Source organism: Pseudomonas kribbensis, from assembly GCF_003352185.1.
Lineage (GTDB): Bacteria > Pseudomonadota > Gammaproteobacteria > Pseudomonadales > Pseudomonadaceae > Aquipseudomonas > Aquipseudomonas kribbensis.
In genome coordinates, this window is sequence record NZ_CP029608.1 from 3,040,636 (window position 1) to 3,061,009 (window position 20,374).

A 20,374-nucleotide genomic window follows, 5' to 3' on the forward strand; every position below is an offset into this window, starting at 1 on the left:
GGCGATCCGGCGCAGGCAAATGTGGGAAAACAGTGCTAAGACTGTGAGAAAAATGGATCCATGCCGCCGTTTTGGGGCAAACTCCCTGGTTTTCAACAGTTCGACAAGGCTGCCACATGTCCTCTCCGTCTTCGGTTGATGAATCACGGTTTCGCAAACTGCTGACCCGCAACATCGCGCTGCCACTGGGCGTCGGTGCGATCAGTGCCGTGTTCTTCGTGTCGCTGATCACTTATTTGCTGTCGGTCATCCAGTGGGTGGAGCACACCGACCGGGTGATCAATAACGCCAACGAAGCGGTAAAGCTCACGGTCGATCTGGAAACCGGCATGCGCGGCTACCTGCTCAGCGGCGACGAGCACTTCCTCGATCCCTATGAAACGGCCAAGCCTCGCATCGCCGTGGCGCTCAACACCTTGCTTGAACTGACCGCCGACAACCCGGTGCAGACCGATCGCCTGCGCCGCTTGCAGGCGTTGCAGACCGAGTGGGCGACCTACGCGCAATCGATGATCGACCTGCAGCGCGCCAGCGGCGACTACAAGGCCGCGGTCAAGGCCGGGCGCGGCAAGCGCCTGACCGATGAGATACGCAAGCAATTCGATGACGTGATCGACACCGAGCAGACATTGCGCACCACGCGCAACGAAGATGTGCGCCGGACCACGATCTGGAGTATCAGCCTCTATCTGTTGTTCATCGCCGGCATCAGCGGTTTGCTGGCCTACATTGGCCGGCGCGATCTGGTCAGTCTTTCCAACAGTTACAGCGCCAACCTGGCCGCGCAACTGGCCAGCGCTGAACGTCTCTCGCAGCAAGCCTGGCTGCGCACAGGCCAGACCGAACTGGCCGAGCAGGTGTTGGGGCAACTGACGCTCAATCTGTTGGGGCGCAACATCCTGCAATTTTGTGCGCAATACCTGGGCACTGCCGTCGCGGCGTTGTACGTGCGCGAAGAGCATGGCGGCCTGAAGCGCGTGGCGACTTACGGTTTCTCTCGCGAGCAGGAACAACAGGAACAATCTCTCTATAGCGACGAAGGCATCGTCGGCCAGGCCGCGCAGCAGGCTCGGCTGATTCGCCTCGATTCGGTGCCGGCCGATTACTTCAAGGTCAGCTCCGGTCTGGGCGAAGGCCTGCCGCACAGTGTGCTGGTGGTGCCGACCAGCGATGACGACCGGGTCAATGGCGTGATCGAACTGGGCTTCCTGCGTCCGCTGACCGAGCGCGATGTGGCGCTGCTGGAGCTGATTGCCGGCAACATCGGCACCTCCATCGAAGCGGCGCGTTATCGTCAGCGTCTGCAGGAAGTCCTGGCCGAAACCCAACAGCTCAACGAAGAGTTGCAGGTGCAGCAGGAAGAACTGAAAACCGCCAACGAAGAACTGGAAGAGCAGTCGCGGATTCTCAAGGAGTCCCAGGCGCACCTGGAAACCCAGCAAGTCGAGCTGGAACAGACCAACGAGCAACTGGCCGAACAGGCCCAGACCCTGGCCGAGCAACGCGACGCCATGGACCAGAAGAACACCGAGCTCAATCAGGCTCAGGTGCAACTGGAAGAGCGCGCCGAAGAGCTGCAGCGTTCGAGCAAGTACAAGTCCGAGTTCCTCGCCAACATGTCCCACGAACTGCGCACGCCGCTGAACAGTTCGCTGATCCTGGCCAAGTTGCTGGCGGAAAACCCGCAGGAAAACCTCAGCGCCGAGCAGGTGAAGTTTGCCGAGTCAATCTATTCCGCCGGCAACGACCTGCTCAACCTGATCAACGACATTCTCGACATTTCCAAGGTCGAAGCCGGCAAACTCGAAGTGGTTCCGGAAAACACCAGCGTGGCGCGTCTGGCCGATGGCTTGCGCAGCGTGTTCGAACCACTGGCGGCAGACAAGAAGCTGACGTTCAGCGTCGAATTGCAACCGGATGCGCCGATTACCCTGTTCACCGACCGCCAGCGTCTGGAGCAGGTGATCAAGAATCTGCTGTCCAACGCCGTGAAGTTCACCGAACACGGCACGGTCAGCCTGACCATCGCCGGGCAGCCGGACGACCGCATTGCCTTTATCGTGCGCGACTCGGGGATAGGGATTGCGCAGGACCAGCAGGAAAGCATTTTCGAGGCCTTCCGCCAGGCTGACGGCACCACCAACCGCAAATACGGCGGCACCGGTCTGGGGCTGTCGATTTCCCGGGATCTGGCGATGTTGCTGGGCGGCTCGATCAGCGTCAGCAGCGCGCCGGGGCAGGGCAGTGTGTTTACCCTCGTCCTGCCGCAGCAATACAGCGAAGAGGGTGAAACGGCGATTGCACCGCTGACGTTTACTCCGCCCGCACCGGTTGCCGCGCCGGTCGTGGCGGTATCGCCGGTGGCCTCCGCGGATATCCCGCGCTTCAACGACGACCGCAACAAAGCGCCGTTCGACACCCGCTGCATTCTGGTGGTGGAAGACGAGCCGAACTTCGCCCATATCCTGTACGACCTGGCCCACGAACTGGGCTATCAGTGCCTGGTTGCCCACGGTGCCGATGAAGGTTACGACCTGGCGAAAGAGTTCGTGCCGGATGCGATCCTGCTGGACATGCGCCTGCCGGATCACTCGGGCCTGACCGTTCTGCAACGCCTTAAAGAACATGCTGAAACCCGGCACATCCCGGTGCACGTGATATCGGTCGAGGATCGCGTCGAGGCCGCCATGCACATGGGTGCCATCGGTTACGCGGTCAAACCCACCACCCGCGAAGAGCTCAAAGACGTGTTCGCGCGCCTTGAAGCCAAGCTGACCCAGAAGGTCAAACGCGTGTTGCTGGTCGAAGATGACGATCTGCAACGGGAAAGCATCGCCCGTCTGATCGGTGACGACGACATCGAAATCACCGCTGTCGGCCTGGCGCAGGATGCGCTGGAGCTTTTGCGCACGACGATCTTCGATTGCATGGTCATCGATCTGAAGCTGCCGGACATGCTCGGCAACGATCTGCTCAAGCGCATGTCCACCGAAGACATCTGCTCGTTCCCGCCGGTCATCGTCTACACCGGACGCAACCTGACCCGCGATGAAGAGGCCGATCTGCGCAAGTATTCGCGCTCGATCATCATCAAGGGCGCACGCTCGCCAGAACGCTTGCTGGACGAGGTCACACTCTTTCTGCACAAAGTCGAATCGCAGTTGTCCCATGAACGGCAGAAGATGCTTAAAACCGCGCGTAGCCGCGACAAGGTCTTCGAAGGCCGCAAAGTGCTGCTGGTGGACGACGATGTACGCAACATCTTCGCCCTGACCAGCGCGCTGGAAACCAAGGGTGCAGTCGTGGTGATCGGCCGTAACGGCCGTGAAGCGATTGAAAAACTGAAAGAAGTCGAGGACATCGATCTGGTGCTGATGGATGTGATGATGCCGGAAATGGATGGTTTTGAAGCCACCATGGAAATCCGCAAGGATCCGCGCTGGCGCAAGCTGCCGATCATCGCGGTGACGGCCAAGGCCATGAAGGACGATCAGGAGCGCTGCCTGCAGGCGGGCGCCAATGATTACCTGGCCAAGCCCATCGATTTGGATCGCCTGTTCTCGCTGATTCGCGTGTGGTTGCCGAAGATGGAACGCATTTAGTGGAACGTAGTAATCACGTTGAACGAAACAGTGAAATCGAACTGCGGTTGCTGATCGAGGCGATTTATCTCAAGTACAGCTACGACTTTCGCGATTACTCCGGCGCTTCGATCAAGCGCCGGGTGCAACATGCGCTGAGCCAGTTCGAATGCGCGACCATTTCGGCGTTGCAGGAAAAGGTCCTGCATGACCCGACGGCGTTCATGCAACTGCTGCAACTGCTGACGATTCCGGTCAGCGAGATGTTCCGCGATCCGTCGCACTTCCTGGCGATCCGTCAGGAAGTGGTGCCGCTGCTCAAGACCTACCCGTCGATCAAGATCTGGATCGCCGGATGCAGTACCGGTGAGGAGGTCTATTCGATGGCGATCCTGCTGCGCGAAGAAGGTCTGCTGGACCGCACGATCATCTACGCCACCGACATCAACCCGCGCTCGCTGGACAAGGCCAAGCAGGGGATCTTTTCGATGGAGAACGTGCGCGCCTACACCGCCAACTACCAGCAGGCCGGCGGTCAGCGCTCGTTTGCCGACTACTACACGGCTGCGTATGGTTACGCGATTTTCGACAAGAGCCTGTGCGAGAACGTGACCTTCGCCGATCACAGCCTGGCAACGGATAGCGTATTCTCTGAAACTCAATTAATTTCATGTCGTAACGTGTTGATTTACTTCAATAAAAAACTTCAGGATCGAGCGTTCGGATTGTTCCATGAGTCGCTGTGCCACCGTGGATTTCTGGTACTGGGCAGCAAGGAAACGTTGGATTTTTCCGGCTATTCCAACCAGTTCGAGCCCTTGGTGAAACAAGAACGGATCTACCGCAAATCATGAACAGTGCAGCGGATTTGCCTCGGGTCGAGGCGATTGTGGTCGGAGCTTCCGCCGGTGGCGTCGAGGCCCTGTTGACCCTGCTCGGTTCGCTGCGGGCAGGCTTCGGTCTGCCGATCATCATCGTGCTGCATCTGCCGGAAGAGCGACGCAGTCAACTCGCCGAGGTGTTCGCCCGGCGCGTGGCGCTGCCAGTGACCGAGGCCATCGATAAACAGGACATCAGTCCCGGCACGGTGTATTTCGCCACACCGGGTTATCACCTGTCGGTGGAGCAGGATCGCAGCCTGTCGTTGAGCCTGGAGGACCGTTTGCACCATTCGCGGCCATCGATCGATTTCCTGTTCGAGTCCGCTGCCGATGCCTACGGCCCGGCGCTGGCTGCCGTGCTGCTGACCGGGGCCAATCACGATGGCGCGAGGGGCCTCGCCCAGGTCAAACGCCAGGGAGGGCTGACCATCGTTCAGGATCCGCAGGACGCGCTGGTAGCGACCATGCCCGAGGCCGCATTGAAGACTCATCAACCGGATCACATACTTCCCATTCGCGGCATCGGCCGTCTGCTTGTCGAGCTGGAACGAATCGCATGCTGAGTAATATCCAGGCAAAACTGCTGATCGTCGACGATCTGCCCGAGAACCTGCTGGCTCTCGAAGCGCTGATCAAACGCGAAGACCGCACCGTCTACAAAGCGCTTTCGGCAGACGAAGCGCTATCGCTGTTGCTGCAACACGAATTCGCCATGGCCATTCTCGATGTGCAGATGCCCGGCATGAACGGTTTCGAACTGGCCGAACTGATGCGCGGCACCGAGAAGACCAAGAACATCCCGATCATTTTCGTCAGCGCCGCCGGCCGTGAACTGAACTACGCGTTCAAGGGCTATGAAAGTGGCGCGGTGGACTTCCTGCACAAGCCGCTGGATATCCATGCGGTGAAGAGCAAGGTCAACGTCTTCGTCGACCTGTATCGCCAGAGCAAGGCGATGAAACAACAGGTCGAAGCGCTGGAGCAGAGCCGTCGCGAACAGGAAGCGCTGTTGCAGCAACTGCAGAGCACCCAGGGCGAACTGGAGCAGGCAGTACGCATGCGTGACGATTTCATGTCGATCGTCGCCCATGAAGTGCGCACGCCGCTCAACGGCCTTATCCTCGAAACACAACTGCGCAAGATGCACCTGGCCCGGGACAACGCCGCGGCGTTCACCCTCGACAAGATGCACGCCATGGTCGACCGCGACGAGCGCCAGATCAAAAGCCTGATCCGGCTGATCGAGGACATGCTCGACGTGTCGCGGATCCGCACCGGCAAGCTGTCGATCCGACCGAGCCGGTTCGATCTTTCGCAACTGGTGGGCAACCTGCTGCAGAATTTCGCCCAGCAGATCGAAGCGGCCGAGACTGAAGTCAGCTTTACCGCGACGGAACCGGTGGAAGGGCAGTGGGACGAGTTCCGCATCGAGCAAGTGGTGTCGAACCTGCTGACCAACGCCTTGCGGTATGGCGGCAAGAGCCCGGTGCAGGTGCGGGTTTATCGCGAAGGCAATGAGGCGCGGGTCGAAGTTGCGGATCAGGGCATCGGCATCAGCGAGGAGAACCAGAAGCGCATTTTTCAACAGTTCGAACGGGTTTCCGCCAAGACGGTGGTCGCCGGTCTCGGGCTGGGTCTGTTCATTTCCGAGCAGATCGTCGCCGCCCACGGCGGCTCCATCGTCGTCGAAAGCAGGATCAACGAGGGCGCCCTGTTTCGCGTTTGTCTGCCGCTCCAGGAAAACGGCGAAACAAACGCAACCTCTGAGTGACCACACGGTCGTATCAGCAGCTATTGACCGAACAAAGGCTTCCCATGAGCGTAGATGCACAAGATGTAGTACTCGTCGTCGAGGACGAACCGGTGATCCTGATGGTGTTGACAGACTATCTGTCGGGGCAGGGCTATCGCGTATTGCAGGCCGAAAACGGCGAGCAGGCGTTCGAGATTCTGGCGAGCAAGCCGCATCTGGACATGTTGATTACCGACTTCCGCTTGCCGGGCGGAATCTCCGGCGTGCAGATCGCCGAACCCGCCGTCAAATTGCGTCCTGACCTGAAGGTGATCTTCATCAGCGGCTATCCGCAGGAAATCCGCGAGACCGGCAGCCCGATCACCCGCCGGGCACCGATCCTGGAAAAACCGTTCGACCTGGACGTGTTGCAGGAGAAGATTCAGGAGCTGCTGGCCTGAAAACAGACGCCTGAACAATACCGGCGTCTGTAGGCACAGGATGAGCTATCGGACCTGATCCGCCAGATTGAAAGCGAAGGTCGCATTTGCTGTTTGGGTGGCAGGTAATGTGATCTTGATGATAGGTACCACCATGCCGCCGGTTTTGCTGTAAAAATCCCTCTGATCATGTTGAGCATTTGCCAGCCCGTTTTCGACATAGAAGAACGCCTGAATCGGAAGTTGCGTCGGTACGTTCTGCGGCCAGGTAGCCAGAATCAGTTCATTTTGTTGAGGAAACCAGGCTGCGCCCAACAGACTCCTGGCGCGAATGGACTGATAAAAAGAATCCGCCCCCAGATTATTCATATTGTCACGTACATCGAAACTGCATTGATAAGCCGATGGACTTGAGGGGGCCGCTCGCCAGTGCGTCATCCATTGTTCTGCCGTGCTGATGCCCATGCTCTGACAGCGACGACTTTGTGTCGGGAAGTACGGGTGTGCACCACATCCTGGCTTGTCGCGTAACTGTGTCCAGCCATCAATAGGGTAGGCGCACAGGATTTCAATCTTTAGTTTGCCCACCGGGTTGGCAAGCACCGGATAAAAAATGAAACCGCTGTTCTGGCCGAACACCAGTTTCTGGAATTTTGAATCCTTACCGAGAAAGGAAAAAGAAACCCCTCCGCTCGTTACTGAATGCGGGCTTGGATTCCACGTCGAGTAGCCGGGCCCTGGCACTGTCGAGCGCAAAACAATACCTCTGCACAGAAATGCTGGAGTCGATGGAGTACCGCAGTTGATGCGAACATCGTTATAACGCGCCGTCAGATCCGCCACGACTTGAGGGCCGCTTTGTGCGGTACTTGAAGCCGTGCTGACGGCTCCCGTTCTACTTTCAGGTTCTTGTAGTTGTGCCCGTTGATGGCTCTGACATCCCGCCAAAGACAGTACCAACATCAATACCAGTAAACAGTGCCTGTTCATGTCCGCCTCTCACTTTATAAGGTGTTTTATGGGATCAACTCTCTTTCGAAGGAGAGTAAAAAAACACTTTCAGTGAGCGATTCAAACAGCACCAAGCGTAGATGAATAGCTGTCAAAGTTGACAGGTTTCAAGCATCAGATAGCGGCCTATGCTACGCAGTTGGCCGCTAACGGAAAGTTACCGTCTATCAGGATCGACAAGTTGCAAAGCGTTACCCGCGAATCATCTCCCGCACCTTCGCCGTCAACAGATCGAAGGTGAACGGCTTGGTGATCATCTGCATGCCAGGGTCGAGGAATCCGCCGCGCACTGCTGCGTGCTCGGCATAGCCGGTGATGAACAGCACTTTCAATTCCGGCCGGTATTGCCGGCCGATTTCCGCCAGTTGCCGGCCGTTCATACCCGGCAGGCCGACGTCGCTGATCAGCAGATCAATGCGCTGCGCCGAGTCCAGGATGGGCACGGCACCGTCGGCGTCGCTGGCTTCGACAAATCCATAACCCAACTCGCTCAATACGGCGCTGACCAGCACGCGTACGGCCGGGTCGTCTTCGACGATCAGCACGGTTTCGCCTTCCAGGGCATCCGGAGTCTGTTCCGTATCCATCGGGGTGTGGGGCAGGGACTCACCCTGGAAGCGCGGCAGATAGAGTTTGACCGTGGTGCCCTGATCGATTTCGCTGTCAATCGACACATGCCCGCCGGATTGCTTGCTGAAACCATAAATCATCGACAGACCCAGCCCGGTGCCCTGACCGATGGGTTTGGTGGTGAAAAACGGATCGAACGCGCGGTTGATCACGCTCTGCGGCATGCCGCAGCCATTGTCGGTCACGCTCAACACGACGTAATCGCCGGGCGCCAGATTGCTGTAGCTCGCGGTGAAATCGCGATCCAGCACCTGATTGCCTGTTTCGACCACCAGATTGCCGCCGTCGGGCATCGCGTCCCGGGCGTTGATCACCAGGTTGAGCAGGGCGCTTTCCAGTTGATTGGGGTCGGCCTCGGCCACCCACAATTGTTCATGCAAACGCATGTCCAGCTGGATGCTTTCGTTCAGGCTGCGTTGCAGCAGCTCGCCCATCGATTGCACCAGATCGTTCATCTGCACCGCTTTGGAATCCAGCGATTGCCGGCGGGAAAACGCCAGCAGACGGTGAGTCAGGCCCGCCGCACGGTTGGCTGAGGTCACGCCCAGATCGATCAGGCTGTCGAGATCATCTGTCCGGCCACGGGCAAGACGCCGGCGCAACAGTTCCAGACTGCCGATGATCCCGGTCAGCATGTTGTTGAAGTCGTGGGCGATCCCGCCGGTGAGCTGACCGACCGCTTCCATCTTCTGCGACTGGCGCAGCGCTTCTTCGTTGTGCCGCAGTTGCGCGGTGCGTTCCTCGACTTGTTGCTCAAGGGTTTCGAGGGTCGATTGCAGGCGCCGCTCGCTTTCGCTCAGATCGATCAGACGATCGCGGGCCTCGTACTGTCGTCGTCGACCGCGCAAGGCTGTGGACACCAGGCTGATCAAGGTCGCCGGATGAAAAGGGCGTTCAAGAAATGTCACGTTGCCCAGCAATTCACTGAGGCGCGAAGACGGACCTTGCTCGGCCCCGCCATGATGGGTGAACAGGACGATGGGCAGATCCGACCATGCCGGTTGTTGCTTCAGATAGGCCAGCAGGTCTTCCAGGTCCGGGCCATTGAGGGCTTCGGCGGCAATCAGCAACAGGCCTGCGCCGGGCTCCAGTTCACTGCAAAGGTTGGCGAGGTCCGGGGTGATCAAGCCGCCGTAACCGGCCTCGTTGAGGATCATCAGCGCAATCTGGCTGTCGCGACCCAGGGGCGCCAGAATCAGCGCCCGTTCGGACAGCGGGACGGTGACAGTCACAAGTTGTCTTCCTTGAGCAGCGGATTGCTCGCGCCGAGGTACGTGGGCACACCGCGCAGCACGCCCTGGAAGGCTTCCAGCGGTTCACCGATGGTCATGCCCTGGGTGGAAATCCGGTATTCACGGATGGTCGATTCGTGGCTGCCGGTGCGTTTCTTGATGATCGAAATCGCCCGGCGCACCTTGCCGAGGGCTTCGAAGTAACGCAGCAGGATGACCGTGTCGGCCAGATAGGTGATGTCCACCGGCGCCTGCATGTCGCCGACCAGTCCGTGCTGGGCGACGGTCATGAAAGTCGCGGCGCCCTTGCGGTTCAGGTACAGCAGCAGTTCGTGCATGTGCAGGACCAGCGCGTTTTCTTCCGGCATTGCGGCCTGATAGCCGTTGATGCTGTCGATCACCACGGTCTTGATGTCGGCTTCATCGACACAGCGTCGTACCCGGTGAGAGAACTCGCCTGGGGACAGTTCGGCCGCGTCGACCTGCTCGATCAGCAAATTACCGGTGGCTTGCAGGGCCTTGAGGTCGATGCCGATGTTCTTCATGCGCTCGAACAGCAGGCCCAGTTCTTCATCGAAAATGAACAGTGCTGCTTTTTCGCCACGCGTTACTGCAGCGGCAGCGAAGATCATCGAGATCAGTGATTTGCCGGTACCGGCCGGGCCGAGAATCAGCGTGCTGGAGCCGGTCTCGATGCCGCCGCCCAGCAGCGCGTCCATTTCGCTGATGCCACTGGTCAATTGCAGACGCGGGTAATCGCCGCGGTGTTCGGCTGCCACCAGGCGCGGAAAGACATGCACGCCATCGCCCATGATGGTGAAGTCGTGAAAACCGCCGCGGTACTTCTGGCCGCGATACTTGATCACCCGCACGCGTCGACGTTCGGCGCCGTAGTTGGGGGTCAGTTCTTCTAGGCGGATGACGCCGTGGGCCACGCTATGCACCGTCTTGTCGAGGGATTCGGTGGTTAGGTCATCCAGCAGCAACACCGTCGCGTCATAGCGCACGAAGTAATGTTTGATCGCCAGGATCTGGCGGCGATAGCGCAAGGAGCTTTGCGCCAGCAGGCGGATCTCCGACAGGCTGTCGAGCACAACCCGGGTCGGTTTGAAGCGTTCGACCACTTCGAAAATCTGTTTGGTGGCTTCACCCAGTTCAAGATCCGAGGAATACAGCAGACTCTGTTGATGCTCGGCGTTGAGCAGGCTTTCCGGCGGTGTCAGCTCGAAAATCTCGATGTTTTCGTTCAGCTCCCAGCCGTGGGATGCCGCACCCTGGCGCAGTTCGCGCTCGGTTTCGGAGAGCGTGATGTACAGCGAGCGTTCTCCGGCACGGGCACCGGCGAGGAGAAAATGCAACGCCACCGTGGTTTTACCGGTACCGGGCTCGCCTTCCAACAGGAACACATGACTGCGAGAGAGACCACCGGCCAGGATGTCGTCCAGACCTTCGATGCCCGTGGCGGCTTTTGCGCTGATCAACTCGTTCGATGTAGACAAAAAATGCCCTCTCATGACTAGGGGAAACGAGGCAGCGGGCGGGGTACGCCTTTGCGGGCTGCCTGTTTACTTGACCCTTTGCCGAGGGGGCGGTTCCGAAATTCTTTCCGGGTGTGTCATGGAGCCTGTCAGAACTCGTTCAAAGACCCTGCTGCAACGAGGGGTCGTCCGGGTTCATCTGCTCGAGCTGGGCCAGCAGAACCTGCACGTTCTGTAACTGACCACTTTCTTTCCAGTAACTGATCAGCAACACCCGTGCCTTGCGGTCGGCGGGGTGGCGCTGGACGATTTCCTGCAATTGTTTCTGCGCCGCTTCGAGTTCCTCGGCGCTGTGCAGCGTGGTGGCGAGGTCGTAGCGATAGTCCTTGTTGTCGGGTTCCAGCTCCACAGCCTTGGACAGGCCAAGCAGGGCGAACTCCCGTTGATCGTGATGCAACAGCCACAGGCCCAGGGCATGTTGCAGATAGGCGGAGTCGGGTTGGGCCTTCAATTGTCGGGCCAGCAGTTGCCGGGCGGCGTCGCTCTGGCCCTGGCGGTCGAGCACCTCGATCTGCATCACCAGCGCCGGCAGGTTGGCGGGATCCAGACGCAGGGTCTGCTCGAGGGCATCCTGCGCCTGTTTGAGCTCGGCATTGTGCAGGTACAGACGCGCCAGTTGCGCATGGTTGGCGGCGCTTTCCGGCTGATGCTTGAGCGCCTCTTCCCACACGTCGATGCCTTGCTGCAACGGCGCAAAGTACAGGCCCAACTGGTCCGGCGACAGGCCGAGCAGGGCGTTGATCGCGGCAAAACGAACGTTCTGGTCCTCATCGTCGAGCAACGGGCCAAGCAACAGACTGCGCTGGCCGCCCGGCACCAGGCCGGTCACGCTCCTGATCGCTGCCATTCGCACGTCGGGGGATTCGTTCTGCAGATCGGCATCGGCCAGTTTCAACGCCTGCGGGCTCGGGTAGTTCGGCAGTTCGGCATGCAGCCAGACGCGCCGCTTGACTGAAAGATCCGGGCGTCCCAGTTGCTGGTACAACACCCGCGCCGCGCCCGGCTGGCCGGCCCGGGCGGCGGCCAGCGCTTCACTGTAGCCATGCTTGATGGCTTCCGGCACCACGGGAGCGGTGCTGCGCAGCGACAGCCAGGCAACCAGAAGGACAAGCACGAGGCCAAGACTGATGAACACGTAGCGGCGGGACTGAGGCATGCAGGTATCCGAAGCTTTCATATTGACGCAGAGGGGCAAGCTTCGGTCAGCTGAGGCCTTGAGTCAAACACTCTGCCCGATATGTCACGCGACTGAGGATGAATATCCCTACAACTCCTGTCGGCCTCGTAAGCCGTCGAGCTTTCGATGCAGTGACTACGCTTGGTGAAGTTCCTTTGACGAGTGCGTTCATGCAAGCCCTGCTCAATTATTTCAGGACAGTGATCCATCCCGGTCAGGCAGTGTTGCTGTTTGCCCTGCGCACCATTGCAGCCGGGTTGCTGACACTGTATCTGGCGTTCCTGTTCGATCTGGATCAACCCAAATGGTCGATCATGGCAGTGGTCATCATCAGTCAGCCGCTGGCCGGGATGGCGCTGGCCCGCAGCTTCGGTCAGGTCATCGGCACCACACTCGGCGCGGCGGTGGCGGTGCTGATCATGGCGATTTTCCCTCAGGCGCCTTTGCCCTTCATCACAACCCTGGCGCTGTGGCTGGCGCTATGCACGGCTGGCGGCACCTTGCTGCGCTACACCAGTTCCCAGGCATTCGTGCTCAGTGGCTACACCGCCGTGGTAGTGGCACTGCTGGCCATTCCGGACCAGGACGGCACCTTCCTGCTGGCGGTTACCAGGGTGACCGAAACCCTGCTGGCGGTGGCCTGCGTCTGTGTCGTCAGCCTGTTGACAGCCCGTCCGGAGGCGGTTTCGCGCAACTACTTCGCCAAGGTCGATCAGGTGATCAAACTGGTCGCCACTCATGCCGCTGCGGTGATTCGCACCGAAGAAAGCGAGAGCGAATTCCAGCGCCGGCAAATGCAACTGCTCGGCGAAATCAGCGCCCTGGAAGGTTTGCGTCGTCATCTGTATTTCGATGCTCCGCGCCTGCGCAGTGCCAACAATCTGGTGTTGATGCTGGGCAATCAACTGATGCTGCTGACGTCGCGTCTGACAGCCCTGCGTCATCAGCGGCAGTTGCTGACCGAACGCTGGGACGGGGATCTGCCACTGGAGGTCCAGCGCTTGCGCGCCGATGAACTGGCGTTTCTCGATCAACTGGCACAGTACGGGCGTTCACTGCCGGAAGGCATGAGGCATCAATTGGTTGTCCTGCAGCAACAGTTCGAAGCGCTGGCCTACAGGGCCGAACAGTTGACCGAGGACATGAGCGCAACCTTGCGTTCACTGGCATGGGCCCTGCGCTGGGAGCAGGCGCGGCTGCTGCAACAACTGGAGCAGATCCTCGAACTGAGCGAAGCCATACAGGACGGCCGAGAGGCCAGTTGCATGTTCCGTGGCCAGTCCAGCCCGCTGCACCTGGATTTCACCCTGGCGACGATGAATGCCATCCGGGCGTTCAGTGCATTGCTGGTGGCCGGGCTGATCTGGATCGAAACCGCCTGGGACGGTGCCCGTGGCGGGATGATTCTGGTGGGCATTCTGTGTTCGCTGATGGCAACGTTCCCGCGCCCCTTGATTGCCGCGCAGAGCTACGCCAGAGGACTGGGCCTGGCATTGGTGGTTTCGGCGTTGTATCAGTTCATGCTGGTACCGGCGGTCAACGATTTCGAATGGCTGGCGTTATTGCTGGCTCCACTGCTTTATGTGATCGCGGTGGGACTGGCCAGCCCGGCCACGGCGGGCATCGGCATGGGGCTGGGCTTGTCGAGCTTCCTGATGCTCGGCCCGCAGAACGTCGGCACCGGGCAGAACACTGCCATTCAATGGTTCGAGTTTGCCGGTGCCTACGTCAGTGCGGCGATGCTGGCCCTGATCGTCTATGCATGGATCTTTCCGTTCCGGCCGGTGTTGCGAATCCGTCGGTTCTACAACGAAGCACGGGAGCAGGTGTATCAACTGACCAAATTACCCGCCACGGACGCAGAGCAATTCGCGTTCGAAAGCCGCATGGTCGATCGCCTGACCACCATGCTGGGTCTGTTGCCGGCAGCCAATGATCCGGACATGCAACGACGCTATGAAATCAGCCTCGCCTGTGTGGCGCTCGGTGTCGCCATTCACCAGCTCAGGCAACAGGTGCAGGGCAACGCTTTACTGACAGACACCTTCGGCCGGCAACTGATGGCCGCTTTGCGCCAGACCGGCCGCTTCGTCGCTGGCCGCCCGGATGTGCACCTGCCAGCCTTGCTAGCGACGCTACATGCGCTCGGTGACGAGCTGGATGACCTGCATGCCGCCACGCACGAGCACCTTTGGTCTGTATTCCGCATGCGTGTAGCGCTGTTGATCGTCGTCTCGTTCCTTGAGCGTCACGGTGATTATCTGCAACACAACACCGCTGAAGGAGAACCCGTCCTTGCCCATTGATTTCGAGATCGGCGGCGTCTACCTGCCGCCAATCGCCCAGGCGCTAATCCTCGCCATACCGGTCTTTCTGTTGCTGGACTGGGTATTGCGCCGCCTCGGCGTGCTGCGCCTGGTCTGGCATGAAGCGCTGTTCGAAGGCGCGCTGTACGCCTGTGTTTGCGCCACATTGATTCTGTTGATGGGAGCCTGATGCCTTGAAGACGTTGCTCACTCGATTGACGACATTGGCCGTGGTGCTGCTGGCCATCGTGCTCGGCTGGTTCGCCTGGGAGCATTACACCCGCGCACCCTGGACGCGGGATGCGCGGGTGAGGGCAGACGTGGTGACCCTGTCGGCGGATGTCTCGGGGCGCATCGTCAGTCTGGCGGTGCAGGACAACCAACACGTCGAGAAGGGCCAATTGCTGCTGGAAATCGACCCGGCTCGCTACAGCCTGGCGGTTGAACATGCCCGGCGTTCGGTCGAGGTGGCCAAGGCCACCCTGGGTCAATCCCGAGCGTCCATCGTGGCCAGCGAGGCCCTGCTGAAACAGCGCGAGAGTGAGGAACGACGCAGACGCACGCTCAAACAGGGCTTCGCGATTTCCGGCGAAGAATGGGAAAAGTCCAGCACTGACGTAGCGGTTGCCCAGGCCGACCTGCTGCGCAATCAGGCCAATCTGGGGCTGGCCGAAGCCAATGTGCAATTGGCGATTGCAGCGCTGACTCAGGCTGAGCTGGACTTGCAGCGTACCCGAGTCGAATCGCCGGTCAGCGGGTACGTCACCAACCTGTTGACCCGACAGGGCGACTACGCGGTGGCCGGCGGTGCATTGCTGGCACTGGTGGATAGCGACTCGTTCTACATCAGTGGCTATTTTGAGGAAACCAAGTTGCCACGGATCGAGGAGGGCGACAGGGTTCGGATCGAATTGATGAGCGGAGAGAAGTTTGGCGGCACGGTACAAAGCATCGCCTTCGCCATCGCCGACCGGGAAAACGCGCCGGGCAGTCGATTGCTGGCCAACATCAATCCCAGTTACACCTGGGTAAAACTGGCACAGCGGGTGCCGGTGCGGATCGACATCGATCCCGACTATGCAGGCAAGGATCGCCTCAGGGCAGGCACCACAGCTACCGTCACCGTTCTGGAGAACCACGAAAGACAGGCACAAAAAAGCCCCGCGACCGAATGATACGCGGGGCAAAAAATTGGTTGGTTGCGGCCAACCAAAGGAGCTCTTTAAAAATCTGTTACTTGCTGGCGACCGTTTCCGGTTGCCAGCCACCACCGAGAGCCTTGTAGATCGCGACAATGCCGCGATACAGCTCGACTTCGGCCTGTGCCTGGCTGTCTTCGGCGTTCAAGCGTTCACGCTGGGCGTCGAGCAGTACCAGGAAATCCGTGGTGCCTTCGCGGTAGCGGATCTCAGCCAGATCGGCAGCCTTGCGGCTGGATTCGCTTTGGCGGATCAGCGAGATCAACCGTTGCTGACGCTTGCCGTAATCGCTGAAGGCGTTTTCCGACTCTTCCAGGGCCAGCAGCACTTGTTGCTCGTAGGTCGCCAGTGCGCCTTCGGCATCGGCGTCGGCACCGCGCAAACGGGCACGTACGCTGCCAAGATCGAACGCCGCCCAGGTGATGCTCGGGCCCAGCGCCCAGGCGTTGGCCGCCGAGGAACCGATCTGCGAGCCACGCCCGGCGGTCCAGCCGAGGAAGCCGCTGAGGCTGACCCGTGGGAACAGGTCGGCCTTGGCCACACCGATACGTGCCGTGGCGGAAGCCAGTTTGCGTTCGGCGCTGAGGATATCCGGGCGACGTTGCAGCAGTTCGCCCGGGTTACCGATCGGCAATGCCTTGGCAATCGCTGGCAAGTCTTTCGGGCTCAAGTCGACGGTCAGCTTGTCCGGACGTTCACCCAGCAGGGTGGCGATGCGGTTTTTCTGCCGTACCTGCTCCGCCTGCAATTGCGGCACGCTGGCTTCGACCGAGGCCAGACGGGCATCGGCGCGCTCGACATCGAGCTGATCGCCCACGCCGGCGTCACGCAGGCTGATGGTGATCTTGCGCGACTCCTGCTGGTTTTCCAGGTTGGCCACGGCGATCTTTTCCCGCAGCTGGGCGCCACGCAGTTGACCGTACGCGTCCACCAGTTCGGCAATCATGGTGACTTGCAACTGGTACAGATCGGCTTCGGCAGCCTGCTGATCGGCTTCGCTGGCTTCCAGGTTGCGCTGGATGCGACCAAACAGATCGACCTCCCAGGCCATGTCCAGACCCAGGTCATAGCGTTCGCTGTTGACCCGTTGGGTGGTCTGGCCGGGAATCTGTCCCTTGCCCAGATTGCTGCTGGCACGACTGGTGATAGTCGGCATCGCATCGTTGCTGACGTCGTCGCGGATCGCCCGGGCCGCTTTCCAGCGGGCAAAGGCGACGCGCAGTTGACGGTTACCCTGCAGCGATTGAGTCACCAACTGGTTGAGGGTCGGATCGTCGAACTGCTGCCACCAGATGCCTTCGAACTTCGAACGGTCAAAGTTCTTCTGGCCGGCGGCGCCGTCGGTGGCGGCCGTGATGTTGGCCGCCTCCGTGGCCGGGGTCTTGTAGTCGGGACCGACTGCACAGGCGCTCAAGGCCAGTACCAGCAGGCTCGGCAGGAAGACTTTCAGACTCATTGGTGCGCCTCCAGTTGCTGTGGAAGATTCTGCGCCTTGGCCGCTTTGCGGGCTTCACTGCGTTCCACGAAGTTGCGGATCAGTACATAGAACACTGGCGTCAGCAGCAGACCGAAGAAGGTCACCCCGAGCATCCCGGAGAACACCGCCACACCCATGGCGTGACGCATCTCGGCACCGGCACCGCTGGAGAACACCAGTGGCACCACACCCATGATGAACGCGAACGAGGTCATCAAGATCGGCCGCAGACGCAGACGACAGGCTTCCAGTACAGCAGCCAGCGGATCGAGACCCTCTTGCTGTTTGTCCTTGGCGAACTCGACGATCAGAATCGCGTTCTTACAGGCCAGGCCCACCAGTACGATCAAACCGATCTGGGTGAAGATGTTGTTGTCACCGCCGGAGATGATCACGCCGGTGATGGCCGACAGCAGGGTCATCGGTACGATCAGGATCACCGCCAATGGCAGGCTCCAGCTTTCGTACTGAGCGGCGAGCACCAGGAACGCCAGCAATACGCAGAGCGGGAACACGAACAGCGCGGTGTTGCCGGACAGAATTTGCTGATAGGTCAGGTCGGTCCACTCGTAGGTCATGCCGTTCGGAAGTTCATCCTTGAGCAGTTTCTCGATGGCTTTTTCGGCCTGGCCGGAGCTGTAGCCCGGGGCTGCGGCACCGTTGATTTCAGCAGTGATGAAGCCGTTGTAGTGCATCACGCGATCCGGCCCCGAGGTGTCGCTGACCTTGATGAAGGTCGCCAGCGGGATCATTTCGCCCTTGTTGTTGCGTACTTTCAGCTGGCCGATCTGGTCGGATTCGAGGCGGAACTGCTGCTCGGCCTGAACGTTGACCTGATAGGTGCGACCGAAGCGGTTGAAGTCGTTGGCATACAGCGAACCCAGGTAGATCTGCAGGGTGTCGAAGATGTCGCTGACGGCCACGCCGTGGGTCTTGGCTTTTTCCCGGTCGATGGCGGCATCGACCTGCGGCACGTTCACGGTGTAGCTGGTGAACAGGTTGGCCAGTTCCGGAACGTTATGGCTCTTGGCAATAATGTTCATGGTTTCCTTGTACAGCTCTTCGTAGCCCAGGTTGCCCCGGTCTTCGATTTGCAGGCGGAAACCACCGATAGTGCCCAGACCTTGTACCGGCGGCGGCGGGAAGATCGCCATGTACGCTTCCTGGATGTTCGCGTATTGGCCGTTCAGGGCCCCGGCAATCGCACCGGCGGACATGCTCGGGTCTTTACGCTCGTCGAACGGTTTCAGGGTCACGAACACGATGCCGGCGTTCGGGCTGTTGGTGAAGCCGTTGATCGACAGGCCCGGGAACGCTACGGCGCTTTCCACGCCCGGCTGTTTCAGTGCCAGGTCGGACATGCGCTTGATCACGTCTTCGGTACGGTCCAGGCTCGCGGCGTCCGGCAGTTGCGCGAAGGCCACCAGGTATTGCTTGTCCTGGCCGGGTACGAAACCGGTTGGCGTGCTGGAGAAACCGAAGTAGGTCAGCACCATTAGGCCTGCGTACAGGAAGAGGGCGATGCCGCTGCCACGGATGACCCGGCGCACGGTGCCGACGTAGCCATGACTGGCGCGGTCGAAGAAGCGGTTGAACGGACGGAACAGCCAGCCACCGAAGATCTTGTCCAGCACCCGCGAAAAGCGGTCTTTCGGTGCGTCGTGACCTTTGAGCAACACAGCGGCCAGCGCCGGCGACAGGGTCAGCGAGTTGAAGGCCGAGATCACGGTCGAGATCGCGATGGTCAGTGCGAACTGCTTGTAGAACTGACCCGTCAGGCCCGAGATGAACGCCGCCGGTACGAACACCGCACACAGCACCAGCGCCGTGGCAATGATCGGGCCGGTCACTTCACCCATGGCCTTTTTGGTCGCATCGAAGGGATTGAGCCCCAGTTCAATGTTCCGCTCGACGTTCTCCACCACCACGATGGCGTCGTCCACCACGATACCGATCGCCAGTACCAGGCCGAACAGCGACAGGGCGTTGAGCGAGAAGCCGAACAGGTGCATCACCGCAAATGTACCGATCAACGATACCGGCACCGCCACCAACGGAATGATCGAGGCGCGCCAGGTCTGCAGGAACAGGATCACCACCAGAACCACGAGGATCAGTGCTTCGAAGAGGGTGTGAACCACCGCCTCGATGGAGCCGCGCACGAAGATCGTCGGGTCGTAGACGATGCTGTAGTCCATGCCTTGCGGGAAGCTTTTCTTCAGCTCTTCCATCTTGCCGCGAACTTCGTTCGAGATTTCGATGGCGTTGGAGCCAGGGCGCTGGAAAATCGGGATCGCGACGGCCGGCTGGTTGTTCAGCAGCGAACGCAGGGCGTATTGGCTGGAACCCAGTTCGACGCGGGCAATATCCTTCAGGCGAGTGATTTCACCGTTGTCGCCGGCGCGAATGATGATGTTCTCGAACTCTTCCTCGGAGACCAGACGGCCCTGAGTGTTGACCGACAGCTGGAAGCTCTGGGCATTCGGGGCAGGGGGGGCGCCCAACTGGCCGGCGGCGACCTGACGGTTCTGCTCGCGAATGGCGGTAACCACATCAGTGGCGGTCAGATTGCGCGAAGCGGTCTTGTTCGGGTCGAGCCATACACGCAGCGAGTAATCGCCCATACCGAACAGCTGCACGTCACCGACACCACCGAGGCGAGCGAGCTCATCCTTGATGTTGAGGATCGCGTAGTTGGACAGGTACAGCATGTCGTAGCGTTTGTCCGGCGAGGTCAAGTGCACAACCATGGTCAGGTCGGGCGATGCCTTGTCGACGGTGATACCGATCCGTGTCACTTCTTCTGGAAGTTTCGGCTCGGTCCGGGTTACGCGGTTCTGCACCTGCACCTGCGCGTTGTCCAGGTCGGTACCCAGGGCGAAGGTGATGGTCAGGGTGATTTTGCCGTCAGCGGTGGACTGCGAGGACATGTACAGCATGTTCTCGACGCCGGTGATGGCTTGCTCCAGTGGAGCGGCCACGGTTTCACCGATGACTTTGGGGTTGGCGCCCGGGAAGTTGGCACGTACCACCACGGTGGGCGGCACGACTTCCGGGTATTCGCTGATCGGCAACTGGAACAGCGAGATAGCGCCGGCGATCAGGATCAGCAGCGAAAGCACCGCTGCGAAGATCGGCCGTGAAATGAAGAATTGGGAAAAATTCATCGG

The 20,374-nt window shown here is 60.0% G+C and carries 14 protein-coding genes; 8 read left to right on the forward strand and 6 right to left on the reverse strand.

Going from position 1 to position 20,374, the window contains the following annotated elements; genetic code table 11:
- Positions 1-116 precede the first annotated feature (116 nt).
- From DLD99_RS13885 to DLD99_RS13905, 5 genes are read left to right on the forward strand one after another with little or no spacing between them, the layout of a single operon-like run.
- The gene (locus tag DLD99_RS13885) at positions 117-3,602 is read left to right on the forward strand and encodes a response regulator (RefSeq protein ID WP_114882864.1); all 3,486 of its coding nucleotides are present in this window, start codon (positions 117-119) and stop codon (positions 3,600-3,602) included.
- Entirely contained in the window at positions 3,602-4,435 is an 834-nt protein-coding gene (locus DLD99_RS13890; protein WP_007954533.1) for a CheR family methyltransferase, read from the forward strand. Before DLD99_RS13885 ends, DLD99_RS13890 begins: the two co-directional genes overlap by 1 nt.
- The gene (locus tag DLD99_RS13895) at positions 4,432-5,025 is read left to right on the forward strand and encodes a chemotaxis protein CheB (RefSeq protein ID WP_114882866.1); all 594 of its coding nucleotides are present in this window, start codon (positions 4,432-4,434) and stop codon (positions 5,023-5,025) included. The genes DLD99_RS13890 and DLD99_RS13895 overlap by 4 nt, the downstream gene beginning before the upstream one ends.
- Positions 5,019-6,233 (forward strand): hybrid sensor histidine kinase/response regulator, encoded by a 1,215-nt coding sequence (locus tag DLD99_RS13900; protein WP_114882868.1) that lies wholly within the window; start codon positions 5,019-5,021, stop codon positions 6,231-6,233. The genes DLD99_RS13895 and DLD99_RS13900 overlap by 7 nt, the downstream gene beginning before the upstream one ends.
- Before the next feature lie 44 nt (positions 6,234-6,277).
- Positions 6,278-6,655 carry a response regulator gene (locus DLD99_RS13905; RefSeq protein WP_007954537.1) on the forward strand — a complete coding sequence of 126 codons (378 nt, stop codon included), beginning with the start codon at positions 6,278-6,280 and terminating at the stop codon, positions 6,653-6,655.
- Positions 6,656-6,700: 45 nt separating this feature from the next.
- Here the strand turns inward: DLD99_RS13905 and DLD99_RS13910 are convergent, their stop codons facing one another.
- From DLD99_RS13910 to DLD99_RS13925, 4 genes are all read right to left on the reverse strand, one after another.
- The gene (locus tag DLD99_RS13910; RefSeq protein WP_114882870.1) at positions 6,701-7,624 is read right to left on the reverse strand and encodes a halovibrin HvnA; all 924 of its coding nucleotides are present in this window, start codon (positions 7,622-7,624) and stop codon (positions 6,701-6,703) included.
- Between the two features lie 212 nt (positions 7,625-7,836).
- Positions 7,837-9,507, reverse strand: a complete 1,671-nt coding sequence (locus DLD99_RS13915; protein ID WP_114882872.1) for an ATP-binding protein — start codon at positions 9,505-9,507, stop codon at positions 7,837-7,839.
- Complete coding sequence (locus DLD99_RS13920) at positions 9,504-11,006, reverse strand: ATPase domain-containing protein (protein ID WP_114882874.1); 1,503 nt, start codon at positions 11,004-11,006, stop codon at positions 9,504-9,506. Before DLD99_RS13920 ends, DLD99_RS13915 begins: the two co-directional genes overlap by 4 nt.
- Positions 11,007-11,145: 139 nt before the next feature.
- A complete protein-coding gene (locus DLD99_RS13925) occupies positions 11,146-12,201 on the reverse strand; it encodes a tetratricopeptide repeat protein (RefSeq protein ID WP_085710171.1) in 1,056 nt (351 codons plus the stop codon).
- Between the two features lie 191 nt (positions 12,202-12,392).
- On the opposite strand from DLD99_RS13925, the gene DLD99_RS13930 reads away from it, so the two are divergent.
- Genes DLD99_RS13930 through DLD99_RS13940 form a run of 3 tightly spaced genes read left to right on the forward strand, consistent with a single transcriptional unit; the run spans position 12,393 to position 15,703 of the window.
- Positions 12,393-14,528 carry an FUSC family protein gene (locus tag DLD99_RS13930; RefSeq protein ID WP_114882876.1) on the forward strand — a complete coding sequence of 712 codons (2,136 nt, stop codon included), beginning with the start codon at positions 12,393-12,395 and terminating at the stop codon, positions 14,526-14,528.
- The gene (locus DLD99_RS13935) at positions 14,518-14,718 is read left to right on the forward strand and encodes a DUF1656 domain-containing protein (protein WP_085709788.1); all 201 of its coding nucleotides are present in this window, start codon (positions 14,518-14,520) and stop codon (positions 14,716-14,718) included. Before DLD99_RS13930 ends, DLD99_RS13935 begins: the two co-directional genes overlap by 11 nt.
- 4 nt (positions 14,719-14,722) lie before the next feature.
- Positions 14,723-15,703 carry an HlyD family secretion protein gene (locus DLD99_RS13940; RefSeq protein ID WP_114882878.1) on the forward strand — a complete coding sequence of 327 codons (981 nt, stop codon included), beginning with the start codon at positions 14,723-14,725 and terminating at the stop codon, positions 15,701-15,703.
- Between the two features lie 58 nt (positions 15,704-15,761).
- Here the strand turns inward: DLD99_RS13940 and DLD99_RS13945 are convergent, their stop codons facing one another.
- Positions 15,762-17,183 carry an efflux transporter outer membrane subunit gene (locus DLD99_RS13945; protein ID WP_114882879.1) on the reverse strand — a complete coding sequence of 474 codons (1,422 nt, stop codon included), beginning with the start codon at positions 17,181-17,183 and terminating at the stop codon, positions 15,762-15,764.
- Positions 17,180-20,371 carry an efflux RND transporter permease subunit gene (locus DLD99_RS13950; RefSeq protein ID WP_114882881.1) on the reverse strand — a complete coding sequence of 1,064 codons (3,192 nt, stop codon included), beginning with the start codon at positions 20,369-20,371 and terminating at the stop codon, positions 17,180-17,182. Before DLD99_RS13950 ends, DLD99_RS13945 begins: the two co-directional genes overlap by 4 nt.
- Between the last annotated feature and the right edge of the window lie 3 nt (positions 20,372-20,374).

Excerpts from the sequence above, each read along its gene's own strand:
- DLD99_RS13885 (WP_114882864.1), top strand. The coding sequence starts at position 117 with ATGTCCTCTCCGTCTTCGGTTGATGAATCACGGTTTCGCAAACTGCTG.
- DLD99_RS13895 (WP_114882866.1), top strand. The coding sequence starts at position 4,432 with ATGAACAGTGCAGCGGATTTGCCTCGGGTCGAGGCGATTGTGGTCGGA.
- DLD99_RS13930 (WP_114882876.1), top strand. The coding sequence starts at position 12,393 with ATGCAAGCCCTGCTCAATTATTTCAGGACAGTGATCCATCCCGGTCAG.
- DLD99_RS13910 (WP_114882870.1), bottom strand. The coding sequence starts at position 7,624 with ATGAACAGGCACTGTTTACTGGTATTGATGTTGGTACTGTCTTTGGCG.
- DLD99_RS13945 (WP_114882879.1), bottom strand. The coding sequence starts at position 17,183 with ATGAGTCTGAAAGTCTTCCTGCCGAGCCTGCTGGTACTGGCCTTGAGC.
- DLD99_RS13950 (WP_114882881.1), bottom strand. The coding sequence starts at position 20,371 with ATGAATTTTTCCCAATTCTTCATTTCACGGCCGATCTTCGCAGCGGTG.
- DLD99_RS13905 (WP_007954537.1), top strand. The coding sequence starts at position 6,278 with ATGAGCGTAGATGCACAAGATGTAGTACTCGTCGTCGAGGACGAACCG.
- DLD99_RS13925 (WP_085710171.1), bottom strand. The coding sequence starts at position 12,201 with ATGCCTCAGTCCCGCCGCTACGTGTTCATCAGTCTTGGCCTCGTGCTT.
- DLD99_RS13900 (WP_114882868.1), top strand. The coding sequence starts at position 5,019 with ATGCTGAGTAATATCCAGGCAAAACTGCTGATCGTCGACGATCTGCCC.